Raw genomic sequence first — 14,370 nt, 5'->3', positions numbered from 1 at the left:
GTTGTAAAGCTCGCAGAATGCTAATGGTTCCCGGGCTGATAGAGTTGACAAGGTGCTCCAATAATTCTATCTTTGCGGCCCGCTAAAAGCGGTGAAAAACCAGGCAGTGAATTTTCCTGCGGCACAACAAGAGAAGATTAAACGACATATGGCGACGAAGCGCAATTTACAGGTAGCAGAATTAATCAAGCGGCATTTCAGTGAGGTACTACAGAATGAAGGTGGCTATGTTTATGGCACCGAACCGTTGGTGACGGTCACAAAGGTTATGGTGAGCCCGGATTTCAGCCAGGCAAAAATCTACCTGAGCGTTTATAATACGGAGGATAAACAATCGGTGATCCTTAAAATGGAGCACGAAATTACCCGGCTCAAACAGGCACTAGCTTACCGCATCAGAAAGCATATGCGCCGCGTGCCCGATGTGGCTTTCTACCTGGATGACACCCTGGACGAAATGTACCGCCTCAACCAGCTTTTCAACCGGCTTCATGAAGAAGGGCACATGGGGGATGAAGAAGAACAGCAGGAAAGCTAACGTCTAATCCGCAGAGCAGGTGGTTACTTGATCATTTTCATAAAGGTGCCGACAAACCAGTTGGAATCAGCTTTAACCAGGGAGTCTAATGTTGAATCGGCCTTGCTGGAGAAGAGTTTAATTTCCCGGATTACCTCCGCGAACTCTCTGGATTCCTGATCCACTTCATCAACGCTGGATATTTCATCAAGTACCCGGAGCATAGGCTCGAGTTCCCGTTTTTTACGTTGCGTAATGATGCACTTGACTACTTCCCACATATCCTTTTCTGCTACGAAGTACTCCCGGCGTTCACCCGTCTTCAGCTCTTTATAAGCCAACCCCCAGTCGATCAGAGCCCGAATATTCATATTTGCGTTACCCCGGGAAATTTTCAACTCATCCATTATTTCCTCAGCGCTCATCGCTTCCGGAGAAATCAGCAGCAGAGCATGGATCTGTGCCATGGTGCGGTTGATTCCCCAGCTGGAGCCTAGCGCCCCCCAGGATTGGATGAATTTGTCTTTTCCTTCTTCCAGTGTCATGAAAACCTGATTTCGTTGGGTGCAAATTAAGGTTGAAGGGCCCCAGCCAAAAATCTGGGACCGCTTATTCGGGTAGATAAATAAAAATAGTGGCAATTTGTTGTCAAACCGGAGGTTATTTTCCTTCGGTACCCTTGTAAAAAGGTGGGCGTACAACTTTGGCAGCCAGGTTTTTCCGGCCAGCTTGTACGTAAATAGTCGTGCCCGGAGCCTTGTAAGCCTCCTTTACATAACCCATGCCGATAGGATAGCTAAGTGACGGAGACAGCGTTCCTGAGGTGACCTGCCCAATGGTTGTGCCTGCCTCATCCACAATCGGATAACCGTTGCGGGGCACCCGGCGTTCATCAGGGAGCTCGAAGCCCACCAGGCGGCGGCTTACACCTTCTTCCCGCTGCTTAATGAAGGTGTCGCGGCTGATAAACTCACCTTTCTTCGTTTTGGTAATCCAACCAAGCCCTGCTTCAATTGGGGAAGTGGTATCGTCAATATCATTTCCGTAGAGGCAGTACCCCATTTCCAGCCGCAGGGTATCCCTCGCGCCCAGCCCGATGGGTTTGATGCCAAAGCTTTCACCGGCTTCCATAACGGCGTTCCAAAGTTCGGCTGCTTTATCAGCACTGACGTAAAGCTCCAGCCCGCCGGCACCTGTATAGCCGGTTGCTGAGATCAGTACGTTGTCGATGCCGGCAAATGTCCCTTTAGTGAAGGTATAGAACTTCAGCCCGCCAAGGTCCGTACCGGTAAGGGGCTGCATGGCTTCAATGGCTTTTGGGCCCTGCACGGCAAGCAAAGCGGTTTGATCGGAAATATTAATGAGCTGGGTGTCAAAGGTGTTGGCCTGAGTAATCCACGCCCAGTCTTTTTCGATATTGGAAGCGTTGACAACCATCATAAAGGCCTGTTCGCCATCAGAGCACATTTCTTCGGTCAGGCGGTAGACGATACAGTCGTCCACGATACCACCTGCATTATTAGGCATGCAGGTGTACTGTGCATCACCTATGGCGAGCTTGGAAGCATCGTTGGAAGTTACTTTTTGAATAAGGTCAAGGGCTTCTTTGCCCCGGATGATGAATTCACCCATATGCGAGACATCAAATACGCCAACGCTGTTGCGTACCTGATGGTGCTCCTCCTTGAGGCCGCTGTAGGAAATAGGCATGTTGTAGCCTGCAAAAGGCGTCATTTTAGCCCCAAGGGCTTCATGAATGGCGGTTAGTGGTGTGGTCTTCATGGTTAAGGTTGCTTAGAGTTCGATGTTTTTGATATAGTCACCGACCTGCGTTTGGTGAACCACCTCCAGCCCGTCTGTGACGCGCGCAAATATAGTATATTCTCCGTCCAGGTGGGGTGTGGGGCTATGGGTGATAAAAAACTGTGTGCATTCTGTATGGTTGCCCGCCGAAGCCATGCCTACATAGCCAGCTTCGTCATAATAAAGGGGAGGAAGCTCAGAACGGATGGTATAATCCAGGCTGCCATAACCATCGCCCCGGGGGCAGCCCCCCTGTATGACGAAATTAGGAACAACCCGGTGAATGGTCTTGTCCTGATAAAAACCCTGCCGGACCAGTGCAATGAAGTTGGCTACGGTACCAGGGGCAAACTCGGGCATCATTTCCAGTGTAATAGCACCACGGTTGGTGTTGATGGTGACCAGCCGGTCTTCCGACAAGTCATCCAACATAGCCCAGTCGATTGGATGGTTGTAGGCCGGGGTTTTGGGTTCGGGGGTCTGTTCCCCTTTGACGTAGGCAATAGTTTGCTGCAGCTGATTGTAGGTCTCGATTTCTTTCGGGAGCTCCAGTTTTTTGAGCGCTTCTTCCAGAATAGTTGTATTGGACATCAGTGCATCAAACTTGAGGTTTTCATTGCGCAGTGCCTCAGCAGCTACGGCAATCATGCCAGGGTCACCGGTCTGCATGGCTTCCAGGTACATGCCCAGCAATTCACGGCGTACACTCCGGTAGCCTGCTCCAAAGAAAGCTCTGAAGTCTGGCCGTCCGCTGATCATATTGAGTGCTTCCATTGTTGCTGTCCGGATAACCGGGGAGCTGGAGGGCGCGCCTTCCCGGTAAATGTATTTGTAGTTCCAGCCGAATTCGGCCAGGGCTTTTAGCAAGGCAGACTTTTCATAAACCGAAGTGCTATTGCCAAGCCAACGCCGCAATTCAGCGTTAATGCCATCTCTGGAATTGACGGAATAGGCGGGCAAGTGCCGGTTAGCGGCCTGGTAAAGCGGGATTTGTACCTGCCAGGGCAGAGAGTCTTTGGCCCACTGCCAATATTGGGTAGCTTCATCCGAAATGCCATGCTCGATAAAGAACTGTGCGGCTCTGCGGGCTTCACTGGCATTAGAGCTCTTGAGTGCTTCCCGTACGGTGGTTTTGACGCTATCGTAGGGGAAATTGGCCAATGCCCTGAGCAGGTTGCTCCGCACCCGGTAGTCGTTTTCCTGTTTGTATTGCTGAAGCAGGGCAGGCATAGCCTGATCGGCTTTGGTTTTGCCCAGTGCCACAACCAGCGCCATGCGAATACGGGAATCAGTTGCCGTTGCCAATGCATTTTTTAGCAAGGGCACCGCCGTGGTGTCGAGCTTTAGCCCGGTAGCCCGATAGAGGTAATTTGCTGCAATGAGTCGCACGCTCCCGGGGTACTTGCTATCCGTTGCCAGGTTGATCATGCGCGTGGTACCTGCTTCGTTAGTAATGTTCCGTAGGGCATAGCGATAGATGCCCAGGGCCTGTCCTTCCAGCAGTGCGGTATCTGTAGGTTCGTAAGTTGAGACAGTCGCAAGGTCTGCCAAAGTAGGTTCGGTTCCGATTTTGCCTACGGCCTCAAGAATTGCCCGGTTTGCCAGCCGGTAGTGGCCGGCAGTATCATTGCGCTCAAATGCACGCAGCAGGTAGCGTTCGCCATCGGCAGCTCCACTCTGCCCTATGGCGTAAGCGGCAACAGCACGGACGCGGTCGACGGGGTCTTGCAAAAGCCGGGCAAGACTGTCTATAGCCTGCGGTGAACGAATGGAGGCAAAGGCACGGGCAGAAAGATAGCGCAGAGTCGGCCGCTCATCGTGAAAAAACGCATAAAGGCTGTCGGCGAGTTGCTGGTCCTGGAAGTTAGCAATACGCTGGAATTCCGGTGAGCTGGCATCAAGCGTGATGTTGCGGTCTACTTCATCAGAAGGAGGCATGCAGCCACTGAAAAAAAGTGCCGTCAGGGCCAGGATCAGTAAAGTGGGGTGTTGGTGTTTCATGGCAGTCTTGCTCTAGTCGGTTTTGTTTGAAAAACACTGTCTGTCAGGCGGATGGGACCTTAGAATTCCTCATCTCCAAACAGGTCATCTGAGAACCCTTCATCCTCAAAGTTTTCATCACCATCTTCCTCCAGCGGGAATTGGTTGTTTTGGTATTCGTCACAGTTCATCTCAATACCAATATCACCGGAAGGGCGGTTGAAGCGGGCCTCGGTATCGAAGTCGATGTCCTCATTTTTTTCCAACTCTTTGATGAAGTCAATGAAGAACGGCTTGGCCATAGCGGCGCCTTGTCCATATTGTATGGAGCGGAAGCGGATCCATCGGTATTCGCCCCCTACCCAGGTGCCCACTACGAGGTTAGGAGTGATGCCCATGAACCAGCCATCGACGTAGTCGTTGGTCGTTCCGGTTTTGCCGCCGGCTTCCGTTTTTAGTGTGCCGCCAAGCCCGGCAGCATACTTCAGCATTTCCACCATAACATAATTGGCGTTGGGGTTGATGGCTACGTTTTCTTCAGGTACGCCTTCGTACAATTTTTTGCCATCCTTGTCCTCGATGCGTAGTATACAGTAGGGCTTGGTGAACAGGCCGTTGTTGGCAAATGCCGTATAGGCTCCTGTGAGCTCCAGGTTGGTCAGGTCAGTGGCACCGAGGCAGATGGAAGGTGCCTTAGGGACCCGGTACCGCCCGTTGGAATAGCGGGCAGAACTGTCGATGCCCATTTGGTGCACCAGGCCACGGACCGGCTCCGTATCGCCCAGTTGTTTCATCAGGTGGGCGGAGATGGTATTTTTGGATTGCTTGAGCCCTTCTTTTAGCGTGAACAGCCTGCCACTGTAAGCGTTAGAAGAGTTGCGGGGCGTCCAGGGCTCCAACAACCCGAAGTTGCCGTCACCGGGCGCAATGGTTTGTGGCAGATCATAAACCTGATAACAGGGCGAAAACCCCTGCTGGGCAATGGCTGTGGCATAGACAAAAGGCTTGAAAGTGGAGCCAACCTGCCGGGAAGTCCGGTTGTGGTCTACCTTGAACCGCTTGTAATTGATACCGCCTACCCAGACTTTGATATGGCCAGTTATCGGGTCAACCGCCAGGATGCCGGTTTGTAAGTGCATCAGGTGGTACTTAATGGAATCGATAGGTGTCATGACCGTATCCTTTTCCATGTCCTCATTTTCATAAGTGAAGACCCGCATTTCCGTTTCAGAGTTGAAAGCGCGGTCCACCTCCTCCTGCATGGCCAGCCATTGCTTGCGAAGTGCGTTGAAGTGCTTGCTGCGCATGATCTGCCGGTACTGAGCGGCCAGCCCGGTACTGATGTAGTTGCGCTCGACCAGATCGTCGATCACGCCGCCTTCTTCGGCTTCCTGTACTACCCGTTCTACTTCGCGGTCATCTGCATGGAACATAAGTTCGGTTTCCTGCTGCAGTTTGGCGACGATGTCTTTGATGTATTTGGATCTTATTTTCTGATACCGGTCCGAGTCCCGGATCAGGTCCTGTAGCTTCTTTTGCCGGCGCTCTACCGGCACTTCATGAATGGAGCCGCTTGTGTATTCCCAGGGGTCCTTGCGCACCACGCTCCAGGTTTCCCAGAAGCGTTTCTGTTGTTTGGCCATGTGCTCCTTCATGACCCGCTCCGCAATCCGTTGCATATCGGGGTCTATGGTAGTATAAATACGCAGCCCGTCCCGGTAGATATTGTAATGGCTGCCATCCGCTTTTTTGATATTCTCGCTGCGGAGCAGGTCCTTGATGTCTTTAGCCAGCTCCATACGGAAATATGGCGCGATGCCGTCAATGTGGGTTTGGGCGGTGTATTTGATGTTCAGAGGTTGGGTGCGCAGGGTATCGTAGGCGGCCTTGTCGATCAGGTTGTTTTTTTGCATTTGCTTGAGCACCACCATACGCCGGTGCAGTACCGTATCGGGCCGGTCGAGAGGGTCAAAAAGGGAGGGGTTTTTCAGCATGCCCACGAGCATGGCTGCTTCGTTGACGTTGAGCTCGTCCTGCTGCTTGTCGAAATAGATTTCAGAAGCCGCTTTGATGCCATAGGCACCATTAATAAAGTTGAACTTATTGAAGTACATCGCAATGATCTCCTCCTTGGTATACCGGCGTTCGAGGCGGGCAGCAATGATCCATTCCTTGAGCTTTTGGAGGCCGCGTTCCCAGATGTTTTTAGAGACCTGTTCAGTGAAGAGGAGCTTGGCCAGCTGCTGAGTGATGGTAGAGCCCCCGCCCGAGCTGCGTTGGCCGAGCAGAACGGTTTTTACAGCAATCCGGCCCAAAGCCGCAAAGTCGATGCCGCTATGTTCGTAGTAGCGCTCGTCTTCCGTAGAGATGAGGGCATTGACCAGGTTAGGCGACAGCTGATCGTAAGTGACGGGCACCCGGTTTTCGGTATAGTACCGCCCGATGACTTCCCCATTGGCACCAAATACCTGAGAAGCCTCCTCGCTTTTGGGGTTTTCGAGCTGCTGTACGGAGGGCAGGTCAGAAAAAGAGAGGACGATAAAGGTCAGGGCTACACCTAATAAGCCCGCACCAGCGAGGTACCACATCCACCGCATAATATTGCGGTACTGTTGTTCTTTAGGCTTGGATCCGGTTTGTTGTTCCATGGTCTGCTTTGAGTTCCAGGTTCAAAAGTAGTGAATTCTTGCGGGTTGTTTAGCAGCAAAATTCCTGCTTTGCGCTGAGTGGCTGCCCCTTTTCCAATACCTTAACGTATCAGGCGGCTGCCTTCATGTGCTGTGTGATTGGGAAGTTTGAGGTTAAAGGTTATTGTAGAAGTTCAGGGCTGCGGTAATATGGCTTTTACCAGCAGTCTGGTTGACCACCACCTTTCCGGCTTCCGGCAGCAGGCTGAAGTTGATGGCCTGGCCCTCGTTTTTCTTGTCGTTGCCCATGAGTTGCAGGTAAGCCGGGTAGTCGTCGGGCCTAAGGGCAGCCTTACCATAACGGGCAGTCAGGTAATCGGTGATCTGCCGGAGCTGAGCTTCCGGCAGCCCTTGCTGCTGTGTGCTGAGGAACGCCTCGCAAATCATGCCGATAGCGATCGCCTCTCCGTGCAAAAGTGGGGTGTCCGTTTCCAGCGCATGCCCTTCAATGGCATGGCCGATCGTGTGGCCGAAGTTGAGGGCTTTGCGCAAGCCTTTTTCGAAGGGGTCTGCTTCCACGATTTGCTTTTTGATGCTTAGCGAGGCGGGGATAATGCCTGCCCAGTCTGCGCTTCTGAGGTCGGTTATTTGTTGCAGGCTTTCCCATTGGCTGAGGTCAGCAATAAGGCTGTGCTTGATGACCTCGGCGTAGCCACTGCGCAACTCCCGGTCGGAGAGGGTGTCGAGGAAAGCCGGGTCGATGAGGACTGCTTGTGGGTTTCGGAACAGCCCAATACTGTTTTTGACCTGCATAAAGTCGATGCCCAGCTTGCTGCCAATGGATGCGTCCACCTGAGAAAGTAGTGTCGTCGGGATTTGCAAAAAGCGCATGCCCCGCTTGAAGGTGCTTGCTGCAAATCCGCCCATATCGCCAATAACGCCACCGCCCAGGTTGAGCAGGAGGGCATCCCGTGTGGCCTTGTGGGCCATGAGCTGCCCCCAGATATGCTCACAGGTTCGGAGGTTTTTGTGCGTTTCCCCGCTCGGGATTTCAATCAGGATGGGCTGATAATGCTCAAGGGCAGGTGCAATGCGTGGCCAGCAGTGCTCCCGTGTATTTTCATCTGCCAGTACAAAGAGCTGGCTAAATGGCTGCTGCTCAAGGGTGAGTGTAAGAGATTTGGCAACGGGGCCAATATGGATAGGGTAAGTATCAAGGGCAAGCGTCTGCATAATAATGGAAAATTTTAGACCGCAAAGCTAAGGTATGTGTACCTAAGTTTATAGTGCCGTGACCTGCTCCAGGAGCCAGTCTTTTTCGGTCAGGGGGCTTGCGTTAATGATTTCAGACTTTAGTGCACTTTTTTCCTTGTCATCAAAGGGGTTGATCCGCACCAGTTTACGGGTAAAGCGTATGAAATTGTGGTAATTGGAACGATAGGCGCCCATAAGCTGCTTTCTTTTGAGGTAGGCACGCATGCTTTCCAGTAAGGACTCGAGGGCATCGTACTCATCTAGCTCATAGTAGATTTTGAGCAGCATACTTTTAGCATTGAGGTTGATCAGGGTGTCATCAAAGTCTGTTTGTGCCAGGAGCTGCATAGCCGACCCATAGTCGCCTTTCTCAAAATTGAGGCGGGCCAGGCTGTGGAGGAAAAAGCTTTCCCTGTAATCGTGGGGCAGGGCTTTTTTGTATTGGTGTATGAAGTGCTCGACCCAGTCATATTCTTTCAGGCGAAGGGCGGCGCCCACGGCATTTCTGAAGGTAAACGGGGAAACTACGCCATTTTCCAGGAGGATTTCGTTTTCAAGCCCCTGCCGGTAAAGCCGGAAAGCTTCCCGGATGAGTTCGCTGTCATTGAACTTGTTTGCCTGCCGGATGCAGTAGTTGACCGCCATCAGGTAGATGTCGCGCAGCTCAGACTTAGGGAAGGAGGTGCGGTGCTTTTGGATTTCCTGGCGGAGGTTTTCGAAGTACTGCTTGCCGGACTCATCTGTGATGGCTTTGTAGCCATAGAAATATACTGCGATAGCGGGGTGGTGAAGCATCAGCTTTTGGCGGTCCACATATTCGATGATGTATTCCAGCAATCCGATGTTGTACTGAGCTTTATAAACCGATTGGTGAGCGATCATGAGGCAGCCCTGCCGGAGTTTATCCGCTACGAAGGTCAGGTCTAGTGCATCAGAGACTTCCTGCAGGTTCATCTCCGTGGTCCGCTTTTTGCCATCGTAAAAGGAGTATTTTTCCAACTGCAGCAGGTATTCATTTCTGAGGTACTGTTCATTTCTGTAATTGGCTTTTTCCTGCTGTACCTCTACGGCTTTGATGGCTTTTGTGAATGCCCGGTCCAGCTTCCGTTTGCGGAATACGCTGGCCAGCGCCATTCGTGCCCGCACTTCATCGCTTTGTTGCTCCTGATAGATGAGAAATTCCTCCACCGATTTCAGGAGAAAGTGCATGCTTTGCCTTAACTTGGCATCATCATAGGGCTCATTTGAGAAAATTCGCGAAAACACCCTTTCTTTCTCCAAAAACTTTTCTTCATACAAGTGCTGCCCGGCCATTAGGTATTCAAACAGTGTGACCACGTCTTCCCGGTGATTGTGGGCGGGGGAATTCAGCCATTTTCGGAGCTCCCGTTCTTCCTTTTTAGACAAGGTGCGCAAGATTAATACTAAGTGGCTGTTTGTCATATATCAGGCTAAATTAAAAACGATCAACAAGGAGTGAGTAATTGTTGATGTGTAATGGTTTGATTACTAGGGTTTTGTTTGGGGTCGGTGGTTTTTTTGGACTTTAAAAGTACAATTTTTTTTCAACAAATTCGCTTTTTTGTCTTTGATTCCTTTGCAGAATGTAAGCACTTTTGTAATGGGTGAAAAAGACAAGCCGCGCTTCACAGTCGAATTTCCTGCACCAAAGTAAGGTGCAAAGCGTTTGTAAACAGAAGCTTCCAGGTTTGTTACTGCCCGAAGCAAGACGCTATAACTGAACTGAAGGAAATAGCTTTGTTTTCACCAAACGGCCTAAATAATTCATTAATGACGACTTCAAATTTCTTTTTTTCACTGAATCGTTACCGGACTGCCCTGTTGCTGTCTGTGATGTTCTTTTTTTGCATTGGTTCTCCCCCCGCCATTGCCCAGGGCTGGGAGCGGTATTACGGCGGAACCGGTGAAGATATAGGAGAGGCCCTGCTGTCGACTTCCGACTGGGGTTTTCTGGTGGTAGGCAACACCCAGTCTTTCGGGCAGCCCGGCGGTGATCAGGGTGTGAATGTCTATGCTCTGAAAGTCGATGTGGATGGCGATTTAGTGTGGCAACGCGCTTATAATACAGCCTTTTATGACAGGGCTAAGGCCGTCGTGGAGATTGAAGCGAACCGTTATGTCTTAGCCGCTGAAGCTTCTGACGCCTCTCAGCAGGGGCCGTTCGGCTTAATGTTGCTGGAAATTGATGAGCGTGGCGTTCTGCTGGATACGTTCCCCTTTTCGCTGGATGAGGTGCCTAACCTGCGCATTAACGATATGATCCTGGCTCCCGATGGGGGCTTGCTGGTTGCAGGCTTTGCAGATTATTACGCAGATAAGGATGACGATATGGTCATCATGAAGATCAGCGCTGATATGGAGCTGGAGTGGCACCGGATTCTGGACATCGGGATGAATGACCGGGCAAATGCGATTGCGGTAATTGATGGTGGTTATGTCGTGACCGGGCAAGTGGATAGCGAGGTGGAGCCGCCTGCTGCCTTTGGGGATGATATTGTTACCCTGCGCATGGATGAAGCCGGCGCAATCGTCTGGCAGCGCAAATTAGCCTCTGACCAAAATGACGAAGGGAATGACATAATTGTTGATAATGATGGGAATATTGTTATCACCGGTTTTATAGATACTGACCTTATTATTTGGAAATATGATCAGGGCGGAGAGAGTACAGATAGCCTTAGATTCTCCATGTTTGGCAGTGGCAATGTAGGGGAAGCAATAGTTGCGCTGGATGAGGGGTATGTAGTAGCTGGTTATACGGAGGTTGACGACTTTAACCTCGATCAGTTACTCCTGGAAGTTGACCAAAGCCTTGATGTTGTATGGAGTACAAGCAATGGTGATGTAGAGTCCTCTGATATTACATTTGATATTGTCAGATCTAAATCGGGAGGCTATGCAACAGCGGGTTACAGTGGCGTGGATATTTTATTTGACCCCCAGTTGAGCCTGATGAAAACCGATGAGCAGGGGCAGATCGTCTCCAATGTGATCCGGGGGCAGGTTTTCCACGATATAGATGTGGCCTGTGATTTGGACCCCGGCGAACCGAGGCTTTCCGGCTGGCTGGTCCGGGCCACAGGTGATGAAAAAACGTACTTCGCGACTACAAATGAGGCTGGCGTGTTCGAAATGCGGGTAGGCCTGGGGGCATACGTAGTAGAAGCCCTGCCTCGCAATGACTACTGGGAGAGCTGTTTCCCCGGCGGTGTGAACGTAGGCTTCAACCAAATCTACGATACCGTAGGCGTGAACTTCCCGCTAAAAGCCAAATACATCGACTGCCCGTTGATGGAGGTTGATATTTCAACGCCATGGATTTCCAACTGTATAGATATTGAGTACACCGTTAATTATTCTAATCAGGGTACCGGAGGAACCGATGGTGAAGCAAGTGTAGAAGTGGAACTGGACCCGGCGCTTTCTTTCCAAAGTGCCTCTTTGCCATTTTCTTTTGAGAATGACACGTACACCTTTGATCTGGGGGAAGTACCTTATAATACGGAGGGCAGTTTTACGATTCAGACCTTTATGGATTGCGACTCCATAGTAGAGGATCAGTCCGGATTGGTTACCGCACGTATCTTCCCGGACACGCTTTGTTCGCCTGCTGATCCGGGCTGGAATGGTGCGAGTGTTTCAGTGGATGGACTCTGCGAAGGCGATGAGATAGTGTCTTTCCGGTTGTCCAACACCGGAAACGCAGCAATGGTGTCTGCGAAAAGCTACTTCATCGTGGAGGAAGACTTGATGTTCCTGACCAATGGGTTTGATCTCGATGAGGAACAGGATACTACGATATTGCTCCCTGCCAACGGCTCTACCTACCGGATCATCGCCGAGCAGGTCGACGGCCATCCGGGCAACAGCTTCCCCACACGAGCGGTAGAGGGATGTGGAACGGATGAAGAAGGGGGCTACAGCGTAGGCTATGTTACCCAATGGCCGGAAAATGATGGGGATCAGGCGGTTTCCATTCATGTGGATGAGGTCCTTGTTGATGTGCCGGACGTGGCGATGGTCGCCCACCCCAAAGGCTGGCAGGATTCTCTGATTTCTGCTCAGACGGCACTTACTTACCGGGTTTTCTTCCGGAATATTACCCAGGATAGTGTCATTAGGGTCATCGTTCGCGATACGCTGCCTGAAGGTTTGGACATTTCCACTTTGGAGTTTGGAGCGAGCAGCCATCCTGCGACTTACGATATTTATGAGAATGGCGTCATTAAGGCCACTTTTGAGAACCTGGAGCTACCGGTTGATGGGACAAGCCCCGAGGACTATGCATTCTTTGAATACCATGTGGCACAAACCGATGGCAATACCACAGGCACAGTAATTGAGAACAGCGCCCTTGTTATTTACGATTATAACACCCCGGTATACACGGGGCGCACGAGGCATGTGGTTGGTGCGCCTACGACCACCGGATTGCTTGATATTATCCCGGTGGATGTAAATGAGCCGGAATGGGCTTCAGGGGTCACCGTAAAGGCTTTCCCAAATCCGGCAACGGAATACATTACCCTCGAAGTGGAGGGGCTGCAGGGGCAACGTGAATTATCCTTTACTTTGATGAACTTATACGGGCAGCCTGTGCGTTCTATTAACAGGGAAGGGCATCAGTGCACCTTTGACCGGAATAATCTGCCTGCCGGAAGCTATATTTATCTGGTCCGGGCAGATGGGCAGAAAATCGCCGTCGGCACCCTGATTATTCGTTAACAAACGGTTAAAAAGACGTTACCGCTGATACTTTGCTGAGCTTCAGCGCGTTTATAAAGATGTAAGACTTAGGTCGTCTTATTTATTTCATGAGATTATGATTTGTTATTAGTGAGAGGCTCTGCCGCAACGGCAGAGCTTTTTTGAGGCCGTCTTAAAAGCCCTGAAGCCCGAGGACAGGATTCACCCTGAAGTCAGACACTGGCTTCGGGATGTCTGATCTAAGCTGGCTATTTGACGGTCCTGTGAGGCCTCAGAGGGCCTGATGTTGGCTAAGCGGCCATTTTGAGTGCATTTTGGGGGTATTCTAATGCAATTTGGGCGTTATTTGGGCCTGGTTGATGAGGGCCGGGCATAGGTATCCTCTTGGCTCTCCTTAAATTGTGCCATTTGGTGAAATTATTGGCGATAGCAAGCAGCCCCATCTCGACATTTACGCCTTTAAGCCCCTGTAGCATGAACCGTCTGAAGCCCCGGTCTTGCTTGATGTGGCCAAAAACAGCTTCTACATCGATGTTGCGCTGGATCTTCTTTCGTTGCCCTTTTAGCGACTGCAGGCGCTCCTTAGCCTTTTGCCGGTACTGGCGGGCCTTGTGGCTTATCTTTATGGCCCGGTTCTGAGCTTTGGCTTTGAAGCATTGGCCACGTAAGGGGCAGCCCTCACAATTTTGGGCCTCATATATATGGATGGTTCTTATATATCCCGTTTTTGTTTTTTCTTTCGTCTGGCCCACTTGATGCATGTGCTGGCCCATAGGGCAAACAAAGTAGTCCCCCTCTTCATTATAGTGCAGCGCCTGCTGGGGGAACGCATGCTTATGCTTGCCCTTTTGCTCTTTATGGTAACCTGGGTATTTGACATAGGCTTCTATACCTTTCTCTTCCAGATACTCGTAGTTTTGCTCGCTGCCATAGCCTGCGTCAGCACAAACATTATCCGGCAATTTCAACCCGGCATTGTCTAGTACCCCCAGGGTGTCATCCATATGGGCTACAAAACAGCTTATGTCAGAAGCCGTCTGGTGCACCGTATAGTTGACGATAAACTGCTGTTCGGTACCGACCTGAAGATTGTAACAAGGCCGCAGTTGCCCATTGCCCAAGTGGTCGTCCTTTGTCCTCATGAAAGTAGCATCGACATCCGTCTTTGAATACGAGGAACGCCCGCCCAACAGCCGCTCTTGCTCTTCGTAACCTTCCAGCTTGGGCAGATGGTCTTTTGGCAGTTTGCCGGCCAGGCGCTTTTGCTTGGCTTGCGACTTGGACGGCTTGGTGTCTTCACCCCCGGGCATTTCACTGTCCAAGCGGCTGTTGATACGGCTGATGGCCTCGCGGACTGCCTTGCTGTCGCTAAGTGGCTGCTCCCCTTCTGCCAGCACATCCGTCTTTGTGCCTGGCCCGCCAGGGTCAGGCGGGGGGCTGTCCTCTTGGCTGGACAGCTCA

9 protein-coding genes are annotated in these 14,370 nt (G+C 51.2%); 2 read left to right on the top strand and 7 right to left on the bottom strand.

Translation table 11 applies throughout. From position 1 onward, the window contains the following. Nucleotides 1–148: 148 nt before the first annotated feature. The gene (rbfA, locus tag IX84_RS28895; protein ID WP_044229683.1) at nucleotides 149–538 is read left to right on the top strand and encodes a 30S ribosome-binding factor RbfA; all 390 of its coding nucleotides are present in this window, start codon (nucleotides 149–151) and stop codon (nucleotides 536–538) included. A 23-nt stretch (nucleotides 539–561) separates the two neighbouring features. Here the strand turns inward: rbfA and IX84_RS28890 are convergent, their stop codons facing one another. From IX84_RS28890 to IX84_RS28865, 6 genes are all read right to left on the bottom strand, one after another. Next, a complete protein-coding gene (locus IX84_RS28890; protein ID WP_044229770.1) occupies nucleotides 562–1,062 on the bottom strand; it encodes a GbsR/MarR family transcriptional regulator in 501 nt (166 codons plus the stop codon). 115 nt (nucleotides 1,063–1,177) lie between these two features. Continuing rightward, nucleotides 1,178–2,299, bottom strand: coding sequence for a glycine cleavage system aminomethyltransferase GcvT (gcvT, locus tag IX84_RS28885; protein ID WP_044229681.1), 1,122 nt, complete (start codon nucleotides 2,297–2,299; stop codon nucleotides 1,178–1,180). A gap of 12 nt (nucleotides 2,300–2,311) precedes the next feature. Then, entirely contained in the window at nucleotides 2,312–4,321 is a 2,010-nt protein-coding gene (locus IX84_RS32685) for a peptidylprolyl isomerase (protein WP_081969011.1), read from the bottom strand. Between the two features lie 59 nt (nucleotides 4,322–4,380). Further along, entirely contained in the window at nucleotides 4,381–6,948 is a 2,568-nt protein-coding gene (locus IX84_RS28875; RefSeq protein WP_044229678.1) for a transglycosylase domain-containing protein, read from the bottom strand. A gap of 153 nt (nucleotides 6,949–7,101) precedes the next feature. Continuing rightward, nucleotides 7,102–8,160, bottom strand: coding sequence for a 3-dehydroquinate synthase (gene aroB / locus IX84_RS28870; protein ID WP_044229675.1), 1,059 nt, complete (start codon nucleotides 8,158–8,160; stop codon nucleotides 7,102–7,104). 48 nt (nucleotides 8,161–8,208) lie between these two features. Further along, nucleotides 8,209–9,588: a hypothetical protein gene (locus IX84_RS28865; protein WP_152605292.1), complete on the bottom strand. Its 1,380-nt coding sequence runs from the start codon at nucleotides 9,586–9,588 to the stop codon at nucleotides 8,209–8,211. A 384-nt stretch (nucleotides 9,589–9,972) separates the two neighbouring features. Between IX84_RS28865 and IX84_RS28855 the strand changes: the two genes are divergently transcribed. Continuing rightward, nucleotides 9,973–12,927: a DUF7619 domain-containing protein gene (locus tag IX84_RS28855; protein ID WP_044229667.1), complete on the top strand. Its 2,955-nt coding sequence runs from the start codon at nucleotides 9,973–9,975 to the stop codon at nucleotides 12,925–12,927. Between the two features lie 272 nt (nucleotides 12,928–13,199). On the opposite strand, the gene IX84_RS28850 is transcribed toward IX84_RS28855, so the two are convergent. Continuing rightward, the coding region (locus IX84_RS28850; RefSeq protein ID WP_152605291.1) for a transposase at nucleotides 13,200–14,370 on the bottom strand (1,171 nt) is incomplete at its 5' end.

The organism is Phaeodactylibacter xiamenensis, assembly GCF_000759025.1.
In the GTDB taxonomy this organism is placed as follows: domain Bacteria; phylum Bacteroidota; class Bacteroidia; order Chitinophagales; family Saprospiraceae; genus Phaeodactylibacter; species Phaeodactylibacter xiamenensis.
Note: the sequence above shows the minus strand (reverse complement) of the source record. Positions and strands in the feature narration are given on the sequence as shown.